Genomic DNA, 22,029 nt, shown 5'->3' with positions numbered 1-22,029 from the left:
GTTAACCTCGATCCGCTGTATGAGGCCAAGGTAGGCAGCACGAATGCAAACGTCAAGCGCATTGGGTGATCAGCGGTCATGTCACCCGCGCTATGCCTTGTGTTCTGCAGAGTCGATTAGATTAGCTAAATGTCAGAATATGATCGGGAAGTTCGACCATCCATGGTCCGTTTGTCCAAAGAATGAAACAACGCACCTTTTTTCCCGGATACATTTGCGCCAGTGCCGCCCGGTATATCGACATCTGTCGACGATAGGCACGTGGCGTTCCTTCGACATCACGCGGCGGCGGACGGTTGGTTTTATAATCCACAATCATCACATCATCGTCACGCACGACAAGCCGGTCAATCTGGGCTGAAACAACATCCCCGCCGACAATCCCGACCAGTGGCACCTCGGCCCGTGATCCGGATGCAAAGACCGGGGCGAAGTCCGGATTGTTGAAAATGGCGATGGTTTCATCGGCAATCTCGGCTTGCTGATCGGCTTCAAGTACGTGAACGGGTTGGGCCAAAAAACGCTCCGCCGCGGCACGGCGCGCATCAATGGGCAGGTCTGGCAACAATTCCAGAAGCTTATGAATCAAAATTCCACGCTTGAAGCTTTGCCCCTGATCCCCGCCCAATGGCGATTGAACAGCGGGTTCTTCCTCAAGCGGGCGACTTGGTGCCAGTGGTTTTGGCGGAAAGGCCTCTTCGGGGGCAATATTGCGGATCAGGCCGCGCCTGAGTTTTTGTTGACTATCCGAAACGATATCGACTTTATCGGGCTTTGGCAGCTCGGACTGATCGGTTTCCCAAATCCAGCCTTCCCCGTCCCAACCAGACCCGGAATAGGTTGCCAGATCAATCCGGGCGGGTTTGGCGTAGCCTTCCATCGCCTGCTGGCACAGATTGTACCAGCAATGCTCGGGTGCCCTTTTCCCGCCAGCCCAACCACAAATATACAGTCGATCTTCAGCACGGGTCAGCGCAACATATAGCAGTCGGTTGTGCTCTTCATTACGTTTAATTTTGATGGCCTCACGGAGCCGCGAAACCACATCAGTTTCCATCGCCACACGTGGCAACCAAAACATTAAGTTCCGGTCCTCCTGCCAGAAAAGATTAGGCGATTTGTCTGACACCTGCATAGTGTCCGGTAAAAAAACGATGGGGGCCTGAAGGCCTTTTGCCCCATGCACGGTCATAATGCGGACTTCATCACGTCCGCTTTGTTCAAGGTCACGCTTGATCTCGGCATCACCGGCCATCAGCCAGTGCAAGAAACCCTGCAGGGTCGGCGCATGATTGGCCTCATAGCCCATGGCGAGGTTCAGGAATTCGTCAATCGGATCATTGGCCTCGATCCCCAGACGCCCGACCAGACGGGCACGGGCACCGCGCGCATCCCCGCCGCGACCACCCAGCAATTCGGCATAAATCTCAAACGGGCGCTCGTAATCCACCCGGCCAAGCCATTTGAACAAGAACGCGTAAGCACGGGCAAAGATTGAGCCGTCATCCACCGCGCCTGCCTTTTCACGCAGCGCATGCCAAAGGGTTCTGGGACGGTTATGGGCGATTTCAAACAACTGATCATCGTTCAAACCGATCAACGGGCTTTTAAGTACCTCGGCCAATGTCAGATCATCTTCGGGCATCAACAGGAAGCGGCCAAATGCCACAAGGTCCATCACTGCAAGCTGATCGGTGATCTGCATACGGTCAACACCGGCGACCGGAACATTGTGTTCCTTAAGCGCCTTGACGACCTCGTCAACGAAGGCGGTGCGACGGCGCACCAGGATCATGAAATCGCCCGCCCTCACCGGGCGACCACGCGATGTCAGGATTTCCTTTTCATCAATCGCGTGGCGAATGCGCCCGGCGATCACCCGTGCCAGACGGATTTCCGGGTCTTCGAGACGCACGACCCGGGTTGGTGGCGTCCAGGGGTCTTCGGATGCACGTTCCTGTGGTTCCACGGCGGGCCAAAGCTCAATCCGGCCTGCCTGCCCGACACGAAACGGACTATGGGCCACATGCGCACCATCATCGCCAACGCCCTGCCTTGCTACCGGTCCGGCAAAGACACGGTCGACCGTGCCCAACACCGCATCGGTAGAACGGAACGAGATATTCATTGGAACTTCGCGCCAAACGGCGGCGATTTCAGTTGCCCGCTCCCGGAAATAACGACGCATTTCGGCGAACTTTTCCGGATCAGCACGCTGGAAGCTGTAAATAGATTGTTTCGTATCCCCAACGGCAAAGATGGTGCGCGGTTTTTCGGCGTGACGCGCAGCATCTTCAAAGAAAACATCTGCCAGAATACTGACGACTTTCCACTGCTCCGGGTTGGTGTCCTGCGCCTCGTCAATCAGGATGTGATCAAGGCCTTCGTCGAGTTTGAACAACACCCAACTGGCCATTTTACTGTGCTGTTCAAGCAGTCCCAGACTGGTCAGGATCAGGTCATCATAATCAAGACGGGCATGAAGCGCCTTTTTGGTGGCATAGCGATCAAGCATCGCATTGCCGATGGTGATCAGGGCCGATGTCGCGCCTGCCATGGCCGCGGCCTTGCATTGCCGGTCAATTTCGATCAGGCGCGCACATTCCTGTTCAAGGGCATCTGCCCCCATCGGATGGTTTTCGGCCGCTGCCTTGGTAACCTGTTTAGCCCTTGGTTCATCCTTCGTCTTAGTAAAGAACACGCTGCGATAATCACTAAACACTGCAAGCCGGTCTTCGACCGTGGTTTTTTCCAGAAACTGCGCGAGCGCAGGCACACGAGCCTGATCGGTTTTGGTTCCGGCTTCAAGCGCGGCAAGACCACGCATCAGACCATCGCGATCAAAGGCATCATCAGACAGTGCCTTGGCAAGGATCGCTTCCTCGCTCAGTCCAACCGGCACACCAAGCGCCTTATAGACCGCATCGCGCATCCGGTTTGCGCCGCCCAGATTGGCCAGCATCCGTTTAAGACGCCCGCGTTCACGGGCAAGTTCGCCCATCACTTCACCAAAGGCACCTTCGCCGACCTGTCCGGTCACCACCGACAGCGCCTTGGCCAGATCTTCATCGCGCCCGGTTCGGGCAAAGGCCAGGACTTCTTCCTGCACATCGGCCATGGTTTCGGCCGCTGTGCGGTCATCCATGATTTCGAAATGCGGGGCAAGCCCGGCTTCGAGCGGGAAACGACGCAACAGCGACTGACAGAACGCGTGGATGGTCTGGATTTTCATCCCGCCCGGCGCATCCAGAACGCGGGCAAAGAGCTGACGCGCACGAATGGTTTCATCTGAACCGGGCGATGCCCCACCGAGATTGGCAAGATCGTCATGAAGTTCGCGATCTTCCATCGTCGCCCAACGGCCCAGCCGTTCATTGACACGGTTGGCCATCTCGGCCGCGGCGGCCTTGGTAAAGGTCAGACACAAAATCCGGTGGGGTTCGGTGCCCGAAAGCATCAAACGCAACACCCGGTCCGAAAGCACCTTGGTCTTGCCCGCACCGGCCGATGCCGACACCCAGACCGATGCATTGGGATCAGATGCGTCGCGTTGCAGGATATTGGGATCAGTACCGCGCATTTCGGTCATGACGGATCCCCTTCCCCAGCATCATGCATATCAGCAGTTTCATCGGCATCTTCGCTGCCCATCCATTCCCGCAGACGCGACAGATGCACATAATCCGAATATTTCGGCGCGTGATCAGGATTTGGAATACTGAAATATGGAGTCTCGGAATCACTAAAAGCCTCAGCTAATCGGTTAACCCCTTCGACAGCTGCATGAGCCAACTCAGCAGGTGTTGCCTTCAAGCTCTTGGCATCCAGTTCTTCAATCTTTCCTGCTGGATCACCGCCAGACAGCTTCCAGAATGCCAAACTAGCCGGGGGCCCAGCCGGCACATCGCCAAAGCCACCCTTTTCGGCAATCGCTGCTTCTAGCGGCAACTGAGGAGCGAATCCGCTCAGCACATCTTTTTTGGCAGGTACTTGGCCGGTTTTGTAATCAATGATCGCAATCCCGCCATCGCGAAGCTCATCAATGCGGTCGGCACGGGCATAGACCTGAAAGCCACTGCTGGTATCAAGGGTGCCTGCCTGTTCGGTATAGGACCTGCGCACGGCATCGCGCCTTGTGGCTTCGGTCTGGATGAACCATTTGGCGATACGTTCAAAACGCGGCCACCAGAATGCCCAAAGCCCCGGACGGGCTGCCAGCGGCTTGAAGACTTCGCGCCCGATGATCAGCAATTCATGTTCCCCATCAGACGGCAGATGATCGGGATGACGCGCAATGAACTGATCCAGTGCATCATGGATCAGATTACCGTAATCGGCCGCACCGGGATCTTCATCCACCCCGTCAAGCTTGCGCAGGCCCAGAATATGACGGGCATAAATCGCATAGGGGTCGCGCATCCACGTTTCGATCTGGGTCACCGACAGACGTTGCGGACGTGCCGATACCGGTGGTTTCGGTGCTGGTCGTCCGATCCGGATTTTCATGTCATCGGTCGGCTCATCAAGGGTTTCCGCCAAGGCATGCCAGTCGCTCGCATCGGGTTTTTCCATGGAAACGCCCGATTTCCGAAGAATGTTTTCAATCCGTAACAACCATCGTGACGGCACGGTCGGCGTGCCTTCGATACGCAATGCGCGGGTCATCACCACATCGGGCGAACAGAACAGCTGCTGGAAATCATGGGCCGATTGCCCGACCCGGTGTTCGGGGGCGGGCAGGCCGAATTTGGTCCGCATGGGGCGGCTCATCCATGGATCGGCACCGGCTGCGGGTGGCCAGACACCTTCATTCAGGCCGCCCAGAATGGTCAGATCGGCCTGCTGCATCTGCGCTTCGACCGTTCCCCAGATAAACAGACGCGGATGTTTGCCATAGCGCGGGCGTACTGCGCGATCGGCCATCAATGCATCAAGAAACGCGCCATAGCGATTGCCAGGCATCGGCACGAATTCGCCAAGCGCATTAAGCAATTCATGGACAAAATCAGCCAGTGCCTCGCCCGCTTCGCCGCGCCACAGACGATCTGCACCGGATTGGGTATCGCTTGCCGCCAATGCCTCGGCAGCGGTGATATGGCAGCGCAGGGCATGAACCGGTGACAGGGCCTTTTCCGCATTCAGGTCCGAAAGACTTTCAAGACAGGCCGCACAACGCGCCACCAGATCAGATAGCCGATCATGATCATCGCGCAGACGTTCAATCCGGGCGGGTGCACTTTCCGACCCGCTTGCTGTCAGGCGTTCGATCCCCTCGTCACGCCAGCCATCAAGGGCGGTTTGCAAACCATCCAGTCCCGGCCCCGGACGCGCCCCGCGCAAGACCTCTTTTTCCAGAAGCCGGGTCAGAACACGGAAGGTTTCCGGCGAAAGTCCGGCGGCCGACAATGGATGTTTCAGCAATTCCAGCAACGGAACCGGTGCGAATTCTTCCTGAACCGCACGCACGACAAGACGCAGATAAATGGCAGGCGCCGTGTCATGGAGCGGGATACCCGCCGAATCATCAATTTCAACTTCCCACCGCCGAAGCTCGGTCGCGACACGGCGCGCCAAACCACGATCCGGGGTCACCAGCGCACAGGTCTTGCTCGGATGTTCAAGGGCCTCGCGCATCATAAGGGCGATTGTGGTTGCCTCTTCACGGGCACCCGAACAGTCCACGCGCAACACACCATCCAGTACATCCGGGCCAAAGCCCGTAATATGACGCCAGTGATGCGTGGTTTTGGCCGGACGCAGGGCTTCGCGGGCCAAACGGCGGCGTTCGATGGTGGCCTCGGTTTCATCTGTCACAGCCGGCCAAAGCAGAACACTGTCGGCGTGTCGTCCGATATGGCGCAATGTCTTGCCCAGCAAATGCTGCGGATGGGTGGCGTCTTCGTGGATGGCGGCCCAGTCTTCGTGCGTAAGTCCCTTCATCAGTCCGGGCAGAACCACCCGCCCCATCGGCATCCCGAGAACCGCGCGCATCAAATCGCGCAATGCCGGGAACGGACCGGTCGACCCGACAATCAGCACCGGAGTTTGCGGCGGATTTGCCGCCCAAAGATCAATCTGCGCCTTGATCAGGGCATTGCGACGCATCGCCCGGTCACTGACATCCTGTGACGCCAGAATGCCCGGCCAATGCAGGGTCAGGATTTGCAGGAACTCAAGGGTCAGTTGCCAGTGTTCGGCGAATTCTTCGGGCACCAGTCCTTCGAGGTCATCAAAGGCACAGTTTTCCGTCTGTACCTGATCGAGAAAACGGGCAAGCTCGCCCGCCAACCGGGCTGCCTGATCGGCGGTCGGTTTTTCACCGCGATGATCGGGCCGGTTCATGATCAAGCGGGTCAAAAGCAGTTTTCGTTGCAGATCCGGAATGGCAGGTGGAAGGTCAAGAGCCGCCTGCTCCCCACCCGCGCCATAGATCGCCAGTTCATCCTCATCCGCCTCGCCAAGTGGCCGGATGGTTGGCAACAATGTAACCGCCCCGTTTGATTGCCGCAGGAAGGCATCGCGCATGACCTTGGCCGAGCGACGGTTGGGCACCATCAAAACATGATCAGGCAACGCATCAGGCTGATCAGCCGTTTCAGCCATCAGCTGTTTGGCAATCAGATCGGCAAAGGCTTCGCCAGGCGGGATAAAGAACAGATTTTGACGGAGCGCATCTTGGACACCAAACGGGTCCACGCCATCGTCGGGATATTCCGGTGCGTCCATGTAATCAAACAGGTCCGCCATTACTTGCCCCCGGATGTAGCTTGTTTGCTGCGCTCAATTTCAAGCGCCTTGGCTATCACCGGTTCGGATTCCGAAAGCGCTTCGGGCGTGCCGATATGGAAATACCCGCCATCATGGACAAGCCCGTAACACCGCCCTGCTGCGAGTGCCGTGTCATAAACCACATTGAGCGAAAACGCCCCGTCGGGCGTGTCTTCAAACAGACGCGGCGACAGAACCTGCACGCCGGTAAAGAAATAGGGCGCGTTTGCGGCTTCCCCGCGACGTTTCAACCGCCCGTCGACTTGCCAAAAGAAATCACCAGCACCGTCATAGCCATACCCGTCCGCCACCGGATAAATTGCCAGAAGCGCATCCATATGGTCGGGATCAAAGGCGCTGATCATACGATCAAACAAGGCATCCCGCCCTTCGGTCCAGAAGACATCGGCATTGGCAATCAGGATGGCATCACGGTCCAGCATCGGCAGGGCATTTTTGACCCCGCCGCCGGTTTCCAGAAGGTCGGCTTCGGGCGAAGTAATGACTTTGGGTGCTGCCCGTGTCGCGACGTGATCGACAATCATCTGGCCAAGGTAATGACAATTCACCACCGCCTGATCAAATCCGGCCGCGGCAAGCTTATCAAGCACATGATCAAGCATCGGCTTGCCCGCCACCGGCACCAGTGGTTTGGGCATAGTATCGGTAATCGGGCGCATCCGTTTGCCAAGTCCGGCGGCCAGTACCATTGCCTGTGCGCTTTTTGGGGTGCCGGTCATGAATGCGCCTCGCGGGTTAAATCTGTTGTGGTCTTTGCAAGATCAGGGGCCTTGCGCGCCGGATCGGGGATATGGGTTTGCACCCATTCTTCGAGTGCGGGCAAATGATCGGCTGCCCCGCGCAGGATTAATTCCCAGCAACGCGGGATATAATCAAAATAACGGGTTTTCCCCGCCTTGACCGCAAGCCAGCCGAACCGGCCCAAAATGCGGAAATTGCGCACCATCGAGGTCGCGACATAAGACATTTCGAATACAGAACGATCAATATCAGGGAAAGCCGCCAGATAGAACTGCTTCATCCGGGCTTCAAGGTCCGGGCCGATATCATGGCGGACATCGCGCAGAAGCGACACCAGATCATAGGGTCGCGTGGCAATTGCCGCGTCCTGAAAATCAATGATGCCGCAATCATCCCCGCCATCGCCATTTTCAACCAGCATCAGATTATCGACATGATAATCGCGATGAATGATCACCTCGCCCGCCTGCCAGCACATTGGCAGCACGTCATCAAGCAACCGGTCAAATGCCGTAATCGCCGCAATACGCTTGCCCTCGTCACCGATGATCAGTGGCAAATAGTCGTTCTTGAAACTGGCCAGCATCTTGCGGAAATTATCCGGGCCATATTGGACCAACCCGCAATCTGCCATACCCCCACCATCACAGAAGCGGTGCAGCGTGATCAGTTGTTCAACCGCACGCAGGTAAAGTCCGTCCTGACCTGTGCCATCCATGATGCCACCCGCCTGAAGCGCACGGGTAAAGGTGATATCACCAAAATCCTCGATCAGGACCAGACCGCGTTTTTCATCCGAGGCGTGGATTTCCGGCACCCGCCAGCCCGCACGTTCAAACAGCGCCGTTGTGTGAAGAACCGGGGCAACCGATGCCGGGCGTTCGGGATCATCATAAATCCCGTGCGGATCGACATGAATCTCGTATGGTGGGAAATCCATCAAAAGGGCCGTGTCATGACGGCGTTCAAGGCGGAAATATTTGCGCGCCGATGCATCATCGACAAGGGGCGAGACCTGTGCATTCTGCCAGCCACAGGACACCAGAAAATCCTGGCGTTCGAAATTGCGACGTTCCTGATCCGGGGTTGCGCGGCTCATGCCTGATTCCCTGACAGCTGATCAATGCGTTTAATCCAGTCATCCCCGCTTGGCTCAAGGATAAACACCCGCCCATCAGGGTTCGATCCGGGTTCGATATGAATATCAAGCCGGTTTTCCGGGGTCAGATATTCCAGCCGGTCGGGCCATTCAATCAGGCTGACGGCGTCGGCAAAGGCATCCTCGATATCCAGTTCATGGATTTCTTCGGGATCGGACAGGCGATAGAGATCAAAATGCCAGACCGGCAGACGATCGAGCTCGTAAATCTGGACCAGCGTGAAGGTCGGGCTTGGGACTTCTTCATGGGGGTTATTGGCAACCGCACGGATAAAGGCCCGGCAAAACGCACTTTTCCCCATCCCCAATGTGCCATGCATCAGGATGACATCGCCGGGTTTGGCGACGGCTGCAAGTTGGGCGGCAAGGGCTTCGGTCCCGGTTTGATCGCTGACAGTGACTGTCTTGCTCATGATGTCCGTTTATCGATTTGGCGACAGGATGCGTTTATGTCCTCTTTTGTAGGGTGTGAAGCCCACCATTCGCAATGATTTTACGTGGTCGTGATCAGGCACACAGCATTTCCAGCCAAACAACCCGAATTCGCCCGGTTTACATTGCGATATATGCCCCCAGATGTTATTTCGCGATGAACAGATTTCCCGCACACCGCCGGGCCGAAGATCGAACCGAGCCCAAATTTGATTTTATTTGGATGGAATGAATATGTCAGACGCATCACACAGCACCGATATTGCCATTATTGGCGCAGGCCCGGTTGGGCTTTTTGCGGTTTTCGAAGCCGGTATGCTGGGGCTTAAATCCCATGTGGTTGATGCGCTTGAAATGGTCGGCGGCCAGTGCAGCGCGCTCTATCCGGAAAAGCCGATTTTTGACATCCCGGCCCATCCGCAGATTGCCGGTCAGGACCTGATTGACCAGCTTGCCAAACAGGCCGAACCGTTTGAACCGACCTATCATCTGGGCCAGCAGGTCATCAAACTTGAAAAACGCGATGATGGCCGTTTCACGCTTGAAACCAATACCGGCACGGTCATTGATGCGGGTGCGGTTGTAATTGCCGCAGGCTGCGGGGCCTTTGGCCCGAACAAGCCCCCGATGGAGGGCCTCGAAGATTACGAAGGGTCGGGTGGCGTTCAGTATTACGTCAAACGTCGTGCCGATTTCGCAGGCAAGAAAGTCGTGATTGCCGGTGGCGGTGATTCGGCCGTTGACTGGGCATTGTCGCTTCATGACGTGGCTGAAAAAGTCATGGTCGTGCACCGTCGCCCGAAATTCCGTGCAGCACCCGATAGCAGCGCAAAGCTTCAGGCACTGGCAGAAACTGGCAAGATCGAAATGGTCATCCCCTATCAGCTTAAGGGCCTTAAGGGCGAAAATGGACAGCTTTCCCACGTTGTTGTCGCAACGCTTAAGGGCGAAGAGCTCGAACTTGAAGCCGATCACCTTCTGCCGTTCTTTGGCCTTGCCATGGAGCTTGGCCCGATTGCCGATTGGGGACTGAACCTTGATAAAAACCATATCGGTGTGACCCAGGCGACCATGCAGACATCGGTTCCGGGCATCTTTGCGATTGGCGATATCGCGACCTATGAGCACAAACTGAAACTGATCCTGTCGGGCTTTGCCGAAGGGGCCAGCGCGATCCATGCCGCACGTTCCTATCTGTTCCCGGACAAGGAATTCCACTTCGAATATTCGACCACCACGGGTGTTCCCAACGAATAATCGAAGCCCGTCATAGCCTGTATTTAAGGAAAGCGCACCATGACCACAAACAAACCGACCCATTCCGGCGGATGTCTTTGTGGCGCGGTGCGCTTTGTTGCTTCCGGTGATCCAATTGGCAGCAATCATTGCCATTGCGGCATGTGCCGCAAGGATAGCGGTTCGGGTGTTTCAAGCTTTGTCTGCTTTCCGACCAGTGCCGTCACATGGAATGGCATGCCAACCGATTATGAAAGCTCGCCCGGTAAGTTCCGTGGATTTTGCCCGAAATGCGGATCAAGCCTGACCTGGCGGAATGGTGCCAAAGACAGCGAGATTGATTTCCGCCTTGGCAGTTTTGATGACCCCCGTCCGTTCAAGGCCCGCAAACATCTGTGGATGAGCACCGCCCTTGAAAGCTTTGCCGGAATTGATCCCGACATCGAACATCTCGACTGAGTTCGATCAGATCGAAACGCCAAGATGTTTGGTCAGAACATCCACAATCATGCCGTGATCTTCGTGTGATGCCAGCCCCGAAACTGTAATGGCGCCAATCACCCCGACACCGGCAACCCGGATCGGAAAGCTGCCGCCATGATCGGCAAAATCGGCAAAATCAATCCCGTGATCGGCAAGTGTTTTGCCCTTGGCCGTAAGCACCAGCCCGAAACGCATCGAACTTTCATGTTCGCGCAAGGTCAGATTGCTTTTGCGCCGCGCCCAAGAATCATTGGCCGGCTTGGCACCCGGAAGGGCTGCATGAAACAGTGTGCGGTCCGGGGTGCGGATATCAATTACCACCGGGGCGTTTTGCGTCTTTGCCACCGCAAAGAGTTTGGTACCAATCGCCCAAGCCGTATCCTCATCAAAGCGATCAAAGATCAGTTTTGCTTCCTGTCTGGCGAGAAGGTCGAGATCCATGGAAGGCTCCTTGGGCAGATATGTCGCAAAGTGTCGGTTTGAACCATCCATACCCCAGCAAAAGGGATACTGGAAACAGCAAAGAAAAAAGGCTGCATCAACAATATGATACAGCCTTTGTTTCGATATCGTAATTTCGGTCTATTTTTCGTCGCCCATCTTGAGCGCATTGATAAAGGCCGACTGCGGAATTTCGACCTTGCCGAACTGACGCATCTTTTTCTTACCGGCCTTCTGTTTTTCAAGAAGTTTACGTTTACGCGAAACGTCACCGCCATAACATTTTGCCGTCACGTCCTTACGGAGTGCTGATACGGTTTCACGGGCAATCACCTTGCCACCGATGGCGGCCTGAATGGCGATACGGAACATCTGACGCGGGATCAGGTCTTTGAGACGCTTGCAGATCTCGCGACCACGATATTCAGCCGCCGACCGGTGTACCATCAGCGCCAGCGCATCGACCGGTTCCTCGTTCACAAGGATGGAAACCTTGACCAGATCGCTTTCGTCATAACCGGCAATCTCGTAATCGAAGCTTGCATAGCCGCGCGAAATCGATTTCAGACGGTCATAGAAGTCAAACACCACTTCGTTAAGCGGCAGTTTGTAAACCGCCATTGCACGGTTCCCGACATAGGTCAGATCAAGCTGAATACCACGACGTTCGGTGCAAAGGGTCAGAATACCGCCAAGATATTCGTCCGGGACCATGATCGATGCCTTGATCCACGGTTCTTCAATCGTCTTGACCTTGGTGACGTCGGGGAAATCTGCCGGGTTATGCAGCAGGATTTCTTCGCCCTTCGTCATGGTGATCTTGTAGGAAACCGACGGTGCCGTCGTGATCAGATCAAGCTCGAACTCGCGTTCCAGGCGTTCCTGAATGATCTCAAGATGCAGAAGACCAAGGAAACCACAGCGGAAACCAAGACCAAGTGCGGTCGAGTTTTCCGGTTCGAACTGGAAGGACGCGTCATTGAGATGCAGCTTTTCAAGCGCATCGCGCAGCACTTCATATTCGCTGGTATCAACCGGGAAAATACCACAGAACACCACCGGAATGGACGGTTTGAAACCGGCCAGCGGCTTGGCGCAGGGGCGTTTTTCTTCGGTAATGGTGTCACCGACTTCGCATTCGGCAACGGTTTTCATACCGCAGTTGATAAAGCCAACCTCGCCCGGGCCCAGTTCATCAAGCGCCAGCGGTTTTGGCGTAAAGACACCAACACGTTCAATCGTGTGGCTGACCTTGGCGTTCATGAAGCGGACTTTCTGCCCTTTTTTGAGCGTCCCTTCCTTCACACGCACCAGAATCATCACGCCGAGATAGGTGTCATACCAGCTATCAACCAGCAAAACTTCAAGCGGCGCGGTCGCATCACCGGTCGGTGCCGGCAGACGATGAACCAGTGCTTCGAGCACATCGGGAACGCCAAGACCAGTCTTGGCTGAAATCATCACCGCATCTGACGCATCAATGCCGATCACTTCCTCGATCTGTTCCTTGACCTGGTCGGGTTCGGCCGCCGGAAGGTCAACCTTGTTCAGGACCGGAACGATTTCGTGGTTATTTTCAATCGCCTGATAAACGTTGGCCAGCGTCTGTGCTTCTACGCCTTGCGCAGCATCGACCACCAGAAGCGATCCTTCGCACGCGGCAAGCGAGCGCGACACTTCATAGGCAAAGTCAACGTGGCCGGGCGTATCCATCAGATTGAGCGTATATTCCTGCCCATCCTTGGCGGTATATTTCAGACGTACGGCCTGCGATTTGATGGTGATGCCACGTTCACGTTCGATATCCATCGAATCGAGAACCTGATCGGCCATCTCACGTTCGGTCAGGCCACCGGTCAACTGGATCAGACGATCGGCCAGGGTCGATTTACCGTGGTCAATATGCGCGATGATCGAAAAGTTACGAATGTTCTTAAGGTCAGTCATTTTGGCTGCTTCTGGCACTAAAATTGGCTGGCATTTCGCCGCGTGGCACATTTGTTTCGAAACGGTGTGATCACCCGAACCGGGCTGATACGTTCGGCGCAATCAGCAAGCTGTCCTGTTGCGTTCCGCCCCGGTCTGCGCACCCAAAGGCCGCGACTCAGAGGCCGGATCACATCCGATTGCCGGACTGGCATGAACAGGAAAACCCGCCTTGCGTGATCGCCATATCATTCGGAAAACTGTCTTTTCAATTTCCCGGATCAATCACCAGCGGGTTTATAGGGGTTTTTGCCCGGAATTAGAAGCGTTGTGTTGTGTTTCGCCCCCAACGAATTCACATGTCTGGCACGCAGGCCTTTTGATCAAACCGGTGCCGATTGGCACCAAACACGTCAAAGAACTGCCAAACTGGCGTGGATAAACACTTTTTCTTTGTTTGCACCCATGAATTCATCTGTTTGTCATCTTTTCAACCACACGAAAAGAACATAGGTTTCAAGGGTGGAAACCTGAAACCATCCTGACAGGGATACGCTGAAAACATGTTCATGACATCCATCGAGCCATCCCTGTCCCAGCGCAGTCTGGTTAAACTGCGCAAAAGGCTCGCAGCCCTGACCCTGACGGGCGTGTTTGTCTTGCTCTTTTCGTTCTTCTTTATTCAGAAAACGCTTTATGACAGTGCAGTTGATCACGCCCGCGCCGAGCTTGAGGCAACGGCATATCGGCTTGGTTTGATGCTGTTTCAGCATCAGGATATCGATCTGCAACAGATTGTTGATGACAATTCCACCATCACCATCGGTGTCCTTGATGAAGAATTTCATCAGATCAAGGGCTTTATCCCGCCACATCTGATCGGTGATCTATCGGACTTTATTCGCGAACAAAAAGCTGATCGTGCGTCCCTGCTATGTGTTCACAATCAACAGGTCATGATCATGGCTTACAGCAAGCTTCATGACATTGACCGTATTGTTGTTGCCTATACCCCGCGCAGTGTGATGATGGAAAACTGGCGTCAGGCCATCATTTTGCATGCCCTGATGTTTGTCATGGCGCTGGTCATCATGAGCGGCCTGTCATTCTGGCTGTGGCAGCGCCTGAAACGCCAGCATCTGCGTGCGATCAATCTGACCGAGCATTTTAGCGAAACCGAAAACACCCTGTCGCAATGCGGCTGTGCGGTGATCAGCTGGCCGGTTGACAGCAAGGATGGAAAGCTCAGCACCCAGTTGAACTGGCCGGAAATCCTTGGCCCGACTGACGAGACAGTGCGTCCGTTAATGACCGACTTCCTTGATCGTCTTTCACCGTCATCGCGCGCGAAGCTCAAAGGCCCACTGATTGATAACAACTGGCCGACCGAACGGATCGGAGCAATGGTCGATCTTCGGGTTACCGCCCAGCAGTCACAGCGTTTTTATCTGATGGCGCAACGCCTTAAGGATAATGACGCCGACATCATTTCCGTGCTGATTCTGGAAACTGCCGAGCAACAGGAATTATGCCATCCGTTTGAGACCTATCTTCGGCATACACCGGAACCATCAATTGCCGTTGATCAGGATGGCATTTTACGTGGATTCAGCCCGGCACTTGAAGAGCTGATTGGTCCGAAACTCCATGACCTGACCGGCATGAATTTCTTTAACCTGTTCGAACACGAAGACCAGCAATCGGCGATGACAGCCTTTGGCCAGAGCGGCGGGCCCATCATGATCGGGGATGGGCAAACAATCTTGCGGGTACGCTATCATGACGGATCGGTACGCTGGTTGGCCTGGCGGGGTATTGGGCCGATTGACGGCATGACCTTTGCCAGTGCACGTGACGTGACCGAGTTTGTCGAGAATGCCAACAAGCTGCGCGATACCCTTGATCAGCTTAAACGCAGCAACGAGGATCTTGAACAATTCGCCTATGTCGCGTCTCACGACTTGCAACAACCCCTTCGCATGGTGGCAAGCTATACTCAGCTTCTCAAACGTCGTTATGGCGGCACGCTTGATCAGGAAGCTGACGAATATATCGATTATGCGGTTGATGGCGCCAAACGGATGCACAAGCTGATCAGCCATCTGCTTGAATATGCCAAAACCGGCACCAGCGAAGACCTTACCGAGATTGATTGCAACCTTGTTCTCAACGAGGCACAGGCAGACCTTAAGGCCGTGATCAGCCAGGAACACGCGACAATCACCCATGATGATCTGCCCACGATCAAGGGGGACCGGATTGCCCTTTCCCGCCTGTTCCAGAATCTTTTATCCAACGCCATCAAATATCGCCGCCCGGGTGTCCCCCCGCATATTGAAATCACGGTCGAACCTGATCCGGTACTGGGCGACTTCTGGCGTTTTTCAGTTCGGGACAACGGGATTGGCATCCATCCGGAACATGCACAACGCATCTTCCGCCTGTTCCAGCGCCTGCATAAAGACGAGTTTTCCGGAACCGGCCTTGGATTATCGCTGTGTCGCAAGATTGTCGAACAGCATGGCGGACGCATCTGGCTTGATACCAGCCGCCCGGTCAGCGATCCGGGCACAACCATCATTTTTACCCTGCGTGTCAATCGGCCCGAATAACCCCCGACCATAACACCCGACCGATCACATCTCGCAGGCAAAGGATCCGTGCACCTTTTGCCAGTCCTGAGTGGCAAGCATATTGCTTGGATAAGCTGGTATCGGAGCAGCCGGGTAAAAGCTGCCCTGTGGTGGCCAAAGGAGTAATGCATGTTCACAATACCCGCCCTATCACGGTCGCGAATATCCGTTCTTGTCTCCATGCTGGGCGTGCTCACGCTGGGCGCGTGTGGTTCTGACATGCGGACCATGAATGACAGCCACATGCAAAAGCTGGCCTACTTCTTTGCCAATCACGAACCGGGTGAGCCCTTGCCACGCGGTTGGAGACGCCTTGATGGCGCAGAAATCAATTACCGTTTTGCAAACGAAACATATGCCGTCTATTCGATTGACGAAGACGAACAGCTTCTGGTCATGCATCTTTATGACAATGGCGAAGGCCGCCTTGAAGCCAATGATGATCGCGAAAGGTGCGTGTGGAACACCATGATGGATCAGCTGGCCATCGAATGCGATGACACCGATATGGAATGGCACATCTTTACCAATGGCCCGGACCTGATCGCACTTGATCTTGATGAAGATGAATATGCCATCTTGCGAAAACGCCCCGGTCGGTAAATTTGACCCGGTCGGGCCAGATGTATGACCAACCCATAACTCATCCCAAACAAAAGCGGGCTGCCTCTGGATAAGGGCAGCCCGCTTTGTGATCAAGGATGGAAGACGCCTAGGCGCGCAACGATCCACCTGTTGCCTTTTCAACCGCATCAACAACCTTTTTGCTGACCGCTTCAATTTCTTCGTCGGTCAGGGTTGCCTTGGTCGGCTGCAAGGTGATCGAGAAAGCGAGTGATTTCTTGCCATCTTCGATACCTTTGCCTGCATAAAGGTCAAAGATTGTAACCTCGGTGATCAGGTTACGGTCTGCACCACGCGCAGCCTTGATGATCGCCTCGGCCTTGACGTCGCTATCAAGCAGGAAGGCAAAGTCACGCTCGACCGACTGGAAGCTTGATGCGTTCAGGGATGGACGGGCAGTGCCTTTTTTCTTTGGCATCGGAATGTTTTCAACAAACAGTTCGAACGCCACGACACGGCCTTTGACACCCAGCGCCTTGAGCACTTTGGGGTGCAGTTCACCGAAATAGCCAAGAACGTTTTTCGGACCCAGCTGCAGGGCCGCCGAACGACCCGGATGATACCAGGCCGGTGCACCTTCGGTGTTGACCTGAAGGTTTGCGGCATTGGTCCCAAGTGCATCAACCAGTGCTTCGACATCGGCCTTGACGTCAAAGACGTCAACGTCACGACGCGAACCGGTCCAGCTGCGCTGGGTGGTCGAACCTGCACGAAGACCCGCCGCCACCAGACGCTGATCACCCGGCTGGTCACCAAAGAATTCCGGACCAACCTCAAACAGTGAAAGATCGGCAAAACCGCGAGCCTGATTGCGGCCGGCTGCTGCGATCATGTTGATCAGGGCGTTCGGACGCATGACATCCAGATCGGAACTGATCGGGTTGGCAAGGAACAGGCCTTCCTTGAGTTCGCCAAACAGTTTTGCCCAGCGTGAATCGGTGAAGGACCAGGTCACGGTTTCATAAAGACCACGCGACGCCAGAATGCGACGGGTCAGACCAACACGTTTCTGCATCGGTGACAGAGCCGGGACCGGAAGACTGGTTTCACGTTCAAGCGGAACAGTCGGGATTTTGTCATAACCGACGATACGCAGAACTTCCTCGACCAGATCGGCTTCACCGATGATGTCCGGACGCCAGGTCGGGGCAACAGCGGTAATGACCGGTGCCGAACCACTGACCTCAAAGCCAAGAGCGGTGAGGATTTCAATCGCGCGGTCGGCCTCAACAGCAACACCGCCCAGCTCAAGAATGCGGTCGATCCGCAAATCAAAGGCATTGCGCGGATTGGGAACGTCGCCTGCCTTGACGACGTGGGAGACTTCACCCCCACAGATCTCGGTGATCAGATGGGTGGCAACTTCCATGCCCCATGCGACCGACTGCGGATCAACGCCACGCTCGAAACGATAGCGCGCATCGGAATTGACCTGAAGCTTGCGACCGGTTTTGGCGATGCTGATCGGATCAAACAGTGCGCATTCGACAAAGACATTGACCGTTTCTTCAAGGCAACCGGTTTCTTCACCACCAATGATACCACCGATGCCAAGTGCCTTTGCCTGATCGGCAATGACAACCATGGAATCGGAAAGCTCGTATTCCTTGTTATCAAGGGCAGCAAGCTTTTCACCGTTGGTCGCGTAACGGACATTGATGTCGCCCGACAGTTTGTCGGCATCAAAAACGTGCAGCGGGCGGCCAAGATCGTGGGTCACAAGATTGGTGATATCAACCAGCGCCGAAATCGGACGCAGGCCGATGGCCTCAAGACAGGCTTTGAGCCAATCCGGGCTTTCGCCATTTTTCACGCCACGAATATAGCGACCATAGAATGCCGGAACTGCATTGTTTTCAGCGATCTCGCCGGAAATGGTGACGCCAATCGGGCTGTCAAACGAACCGGCAACCACTTCCTGACGCGGATCGGCCTTAAGCGTACCGATGCCTGCTGCCGCCAGATCGCGGGCAATACCGCGCACACCGGTGCAATCGGGACGGTTCGGGGTCAGGCCGATTTCAATGATCGGATCATCAGCACCGAGAACGCCTGCAACCGGCGCACCGATTTCTGCATCTTCGGGCAGTTCGATGATGCCGTCATGGTCTTCACCCAGGCAAAGCTCGCGGGTGGAGCACATCATACCCTGGCTTTCGATGCCACGGATCTTGCCCGGCTTCAGCTTGGAACCATCAATCGGAATGATCGCGCCCGGCTGTGCCAAAGCAACCTTAAGACCCGTGCGCGCATTCGGCGCACCACAGACGACCTGGATGATCTTGTCACCGGTATTGACCCGGCACAGTTTCAGGCGGTCGGCATCCGGGTGCTGACCTGCTTCTTCGATATAGGCGACACGAATGTCAGCAAGAGCTGCTGCACGGTCCGTGACATTTTCGATTTCAAGACCGATATCGGTCAGTTTTTCGGCAACCACCTCGATCGAAGCATCGGTATCAAGGTGCTGTTTCAGCCAATCAAGTGTGAATTTCATAATCTCAGCCCCTTACCATGTTCGGTACATCCAGCGGCACGAAACCATAATGTTTCAGCCAGCGCAGATCAGTATCGAAGAAGGTGCGAAGATCAGGAATGCCGTATTTCAGCATGGCGATACGTTCGATTCCCATACCAAAGGCAAAGCCCTGATATTCATTGGGGTCCAGACCACAAGCCGCCAAGACGCGCGGATGAACCATGCCGCAACCGAGAATTTCGAGCCAGTCATCGCCTTCACCAATTTTCAGCTCGCCGCCCTTGCGCGAACAGCCGATATCCATTTCGGCACTCGGCTCGGTGAACGGGAAGAAGCTCGGGCGATAGCGCACCGGCACATCATCAAGTTCGAAATAGGTTTTGACGAACTCAAGCAGGCAGCCCTTCAGATGACCCATATGGGTTTTCTTGTCGATCACCAGACCTTCAACCTGATGGAACATCGGGGTATGTGTCATATCGCTATCGGAACGATAGGTGCGACCCGGCGCGATGATGCGGATCGGCGGGGTTTTGCTCTGCATGGTTCTGATCTGCACCGGTGAGGTATGGGTACGCAGCACAAGGCGCGAGCCATCTTCCTGTTCGGGCAGATAGAAGGTGTCCTGCATTTCACGCGCCGGATGTTCCGGCGGAATGTTAAGCGCAGTAAAGTTATGGAAGTCGTCTTCAACATCCGGCCCTTCGGCCAGTGCAAAGCCCATCTCGCCAAAGATCGAGACAATCTCATCAATCGTCTGGCTGATCGGATGAATACGGCCCGCCGTTTCATCCGGGCGCGATGACAGGGTGACGTCGATCCGTTCGCCCGAAAGGCGCGCTTCAAGGGTCGCATCTTCGAGGGCGGTTTTGCGGGTGTCGATTGCGCCTGCTACCTGGTCTTTGACAAGGTTCAGCGTCTGACCAAATTCACGACGCTGATCCGGGTCCATCTTGCCAAGGTTTTTCATAAGGCCGGTAATACGGCCTTTCTTGCCAAGGGCGCTGATGCGGACTTCTTCAAGGGCAGCAAGATCAACTGCCTTTTCGACTTCCGACAGAACCTCTTCGCGCAATGCTTCGATGTTTTCCATAACTTCCGACGCTTTGGCTTGGGTTTAAAAATTACAAAAAGAAAGGGGACGGCCAATATGGCCGCCCCCGATCAAATCAGGCAAGTGCCGATTAAACCTTTTAACAAAGGTTTATTAGCCGAGTGCAGCCTGCGCCTGGGAAACCAGAGCTTTGAAAGCTTCCGGCTCACGTACTGCGATGTCAGCAAGCACCTTGCGGTCCAGTTCAACGCCAGCCTTTTTGAGGCCATTCATGAACTGCGAATAGCTCAGACCGTTCTCACGTGCGCCAGCGTTGATACGCTGGATCCAGAGCGAGCGGAACTGGCGTTTCTTAACGCGACGATCGCGGTATGCATACTGCAGACCTTTTTCCACAGCCTGAACGGCGGTGCGGAAAGTATTGTTGCGGCGACCGCGGTAACCCTTGGCAGCCTTAATAACCTTGCGGTGACGAGCGTGAGAAGTCACGCCCCCTTTTACACGAGCCATTTAACTCTCCTTCAACCTTAACCGTACGGCAGGAATTTTTTGACGATGCGGGCATCTGCGTCACAGAGGATCTCCGTGCCACGAGCCTGGCGCTTCATCTTGGTCGGTTTCGCAGTCAGAAGGTGGCGCTTGTTTGCCACGTTGTGACGGACCTTCCCGCTTGCAGTCAGGCGAAAGCGTTTTTTCGCACTCGATTTAGTCTTCATCTTGGGCATTTTTCTATCCTTGCATAAGCAATGAAAACGAAATCCCCTTCGGCGGCTGGGCATGCCCTGAAGGACCATTACAGTTCTTCCAGCCTCACCACCTGTTTTGGGGACGGGTGGTTATAGACTCCGGGATAGCCTTTTTCAAGGGCCAATTCGCCCCTTTCCCCTTGCATTTTGCGGCCCAGACCCGCCATTGTGCCTTTGTCTGGCACATTTGCCTGTCCGCCTGCATCCCGGTTTCAGCTATCTGACTGATCACATGTCACAAATTACGTCTATCATTCTGCCATTCTTTGCCCTGATCGGCCTTGGCTGGCTTGGCGGGAAATTCAGGATCGTCACGCCTGAAGGCATGCGTGGCATCAACGGGTTCGTCTTTTATTTTGCCCTGCCCGCCCTGTTGTTCCGCGCCCTTGCCACCCGTACACCGGCTGAAATCTGGCAACCTGACATCCTTTTGGCCTATGGCGGGGCAACACTGGTTGTTTATGGCCTGACCCGACTGGTTGCAGCCAAATTCTTTGATCTCGACCCAACCAGTCAGACACTGTTTTCCTTTGCCGGAACCATGTCCAATGTCGGCTTTATGGGCTTGCCGCTGATTATCGGTTTGCTGGGCCCCGAGGCCACCGTGCCCCTGATTGTGGCCCTTGCCTTTGACTTGATTGTGATGCTGTCACTTTCGCTTCTTTTACTTGAGGGTGCAAAACATGCGCAGGGCAGAAACTCCCTTGGCAAAATCATTCGGGGAACACTGACCAATCCGGTCGTCCTGGCCATTATTGCAGGCGTGATTGCCAGTTTGCTTGACCTTAGCTGGCCCGAGGGCGTCGACTATCTGCTTGAATTGCTTGGTCGAAGTGCGGGACCGGCGGCACTCTTTGCCATTGGCGTTGCCCTTGTCGGTCGCCCGATTGCCGAAAAACGGGCAGAGCTTGCCGCAATGTCGATTGCTAAACTGGTGATCCATCCGCTGATTGTTTTTATCGGATTCTATCTGGTCGGGACCGTGACTGGCCTTGAAGCCAAAGCTGTTTTCCTGCTTGCGGCCCTGCCAACAGCGGGCAATGTCTTTGTCGTTGCGACGACTTATGACCGGTACATCGTACGCAGTTCATCGATTGTGCTGGTAACGACAGCCCTTGGTGTCATCACCTTTTCGATCTTCTCGCTGTATATCGATCCGATTATTGCATTGCTTGACAGCGTTGCCCCCTGAACCACAGAAAAGGCGCGACGCTCAAAACTGTCACGACCCGCTCCGCTTGGTCTCGGCGCAATTTTATTTTGCTGATCGCATCGGAAATTGTCGC

The 22,029-nt window shown here is 55.1% G+C and carries 16 protein-coding genes; 5 read left to right on the top strand and 11 right to left on the bottom strand.

Annotated features, from left to right (window positions below):
- Positions 1-121: 121 nt before the first annotated feature.
- The 5 genes from addA to tsaE are packed head-to-tail and all read right to left on the bottom strand — an operon-like array spanning position 122 to position 9,102.
- Entirely contained in the window at positions 122-3,589 is a 3,468-nt protein-coding gene (gene addA / locus ACTU44_RS03135; protein ID WP_462096643.1) for a double-strand break repair helicase AddA, read from the bottom strand.
- The gene (gene addB, locus ACTU44_RS03130; RefSeq protein ID WP_462096642.1) at positions 3,586-6,747 is read right to left on the bottom strand and encodes a double-strand break repair protein AddB; all 3,162 of its coding nucleotides are present in this window, start codon (positions 6,745-6,747) and stop codon (positions 3,586-3,588) included. The genes addA and addB overlap by 4 nt, the downstream gene beginning before the upstream one ends.
- The gene (locus ACTU44_RS03125; protein WP_462096641.1) at positions 6,747-7,508 is read right to left on the bottom strand and encodes a nucleotidyltransferase family protein; all 762 of its coding nucleotides are present in this window, start codon (positions 7,506-7,508) and stop codon (positions 6,747-6,749) included. Before ACTU44_RS03125 ends, addB begins: the two co-directional genes overlap by 1 nt.
- A complete protein-coding gene (locus ACTU44_RS03120) occupies positions 7,505-8,629 on the bottom strand; it encodes an aminoglycoside phosphotransferase family protein (protein ID WP_462096640.1) in 1,125 nt (374 codons plus the stop codon). Before ACTU44_RS03120 ends, ACTU44_RS03125 begins: the two co-directional genes overlap by 4 nt.
- On the bottom strand, positions 8,626-9,102 hold the full coding sequence (gene tsaE / locus ACTU44_RS03115; protein ID WP_462096639.1) for a tRNA (adenosine(37)-N6)-threonylcarbamoyltransferase complex ATPase subunit type 1 TsaE: 477 nt from the start codon (positions 9,100-9,102) through the stop codon (positions 8,626-8,628). Before tsaE ends, ACTU44_RS03120 begins: the two co-directional genes overlap by 4 nt.
- A gap of 253 nt (positions 9,103-9,355) precedes the next feature.
- Here tsaE and ACTU44_RS03110 point away from each other — a divergent pair, with 253 nt between their 5' ends.
- Both ACTU44_RS03110 and ACTU44_RS03105 read left to right on the top strand, forming a co-directional pair.
- Positions 9,356-10,378: an NAD(P)/FAD-dependent oxidoreductase gene (locus ACTU44_RS03110; protein ID WP_462096638.1), complete on the top strand. Its 1,023-nt coding sequence runs from the start codon at positions 9,356-9,358 to the stop codon at positions 10,376-10,378.
- Between the two features lie 39 nt (positions 10,379-10,417).
- Positions 10,418-10,816, top strand: coding sequence for a GFA family protein (locus ACTU44_RS03105; RefSeq protein ID WP_462096637.1), 399 nt, complete (start codon positions 10,418-10,420; stop codon positions 10,814-10,816).
- Between the two features lie 6 nt (positions 10,817-10,822).
- On the opposite strand, the gene ACTU44_RS03100 is transcribed toward ACTU44_RS03105, so the two are convergent.
- Together ACTU44_RS03100 and lepA are read right to left on the bottom strand one after the other, a co-directional pair.
- Entirely contained in the window at positions 10,823-11,281 is a 459-nt protein-coding gene (locus tag ACTU44_RS03100) for a heme-degrading domain-containing protein (RefSeq protein WP_462096636.1), read from the bottom strand.
- A gap of 141 nt (positions 11,282-11,422) precedes the next feature.
- Entirely contained in the window at positions 11,423-13,228 is a 1,806-nt protein-coding gene (gene lepA, locus ACTU44_RS03095) for a translation elongation factor 4 (protein WP_114096562.1), read from the bottom strand.
- Between the two features lie 542 nt (positions 13,229-13,770).
- Here lepA and ACTU44_RS03090 point away from each other — a divergent pair.
- Together ACTU44_RS03090 and ACTU44_RS03085 are read left to right on the top strand one after the other, a co-directional pair.
- Positions 13,771-15,819, top strand: a complete 2,049-nt coding sequence (locus tag ACTU44_RS03090) for a sensor histidine kinase (protein WP_462096635.1) — start codon at positions 13,771-13,773, stop codon at positions 15,817-15,819.
- A gap of 150 nt (positions 15,820-15,969) precedes the next feature.
- The gene (locus tag ACTU44_RS03085; RefSeq protein WP_462096634.1) at positions 15,970-16,443 is read left to right on the top strand and encodes a hypothetical protein; all 474 of its coding nucleotides are present in this window, start codon (positions 15,970-15,972) and stop codon (positions 16,441-16,443) included.
- Positions 16,444-16,552: 109 nt separating this feature from the next.
- On the opposite strand, the gene pheT is transcribed toward ACTU44_RS03085, so the two are convergent.
- From pheT to rpmI, 4 genes are all read right to left on the bottom strand, one after another.
- Complete coding sequence (gene pheT, locus ACTU44_RS03080) at positions 16,553-18,961, bottom strand: phenylalanine--tRNA ligase subunit beta (RefSeq protein WP_462096633.1); 2,409 nt, start codon at positions 18,959-18,961, stop codon at positions 16,553-16,555.
- Between the two features lie 4 nt (positions 18,962-18,965).
- The gene (pheS, locus tag ACTU44_RS03075) at positions 18,966-20,036 is read right to left on the bottom strand and encodes a phenylalanine--tRNA ligase subunit alpha (RefSeq protein WP_462096632.1); all 1,071 of its coding nucleotides are present in this window, start codon (positions 20,034-20,036) and stop codon (positions 18,966-18,968) included.
- Positions 20,037-20,150: 114 nt separating this feature from the next.
- Entirely contained in the window at positions 20,151-20,507 is a 357-nt protein-coding gene (gene rplT / locus ACTU44_RS03070) for a 50S ribosomal protein L20 (RefSeq protein ID WP_114096557.1), read from the bottom strand.
- 17 nt (positions 20,508-20,524) lie between these two features.
- Positions 20,525-20,722: a 50S ribosomal protein L35 gene (gene rpmI, locus ACTU44_RS03065; RefSeq protein WP_044829755.1), complete on the bottom strand. Its 198-nt coding sequence runs from the start codon at positions 20,720-20,722 to the stop codon at positions 20,525-20,527.
- Between the two features lie 253 nt (positions 20,723-20,975).
- Here rpmI and ACTU44_RS03060 point away from each other — a divergent pair, with 253 nt between their 5' ends.
- Entirely contained in the window at positions 20,976-21,935 is a 960-nt protein-coding gene (locus ACTU44_RS03060) for an AEC family transporter (RefSeq protein ID WP_336079914.1), read from the top strand.
- Positions 21,936-22,029: the final 94 nt, after the last annotated feature.

It is taken from the genome of Thalassospira sp. SM2505 (assembly GCF_054901115.1).
Note: the sequence above shows the minus strand (reverse complement) of the source record. Positions and strands in the feature narration are given on the sequence as shown.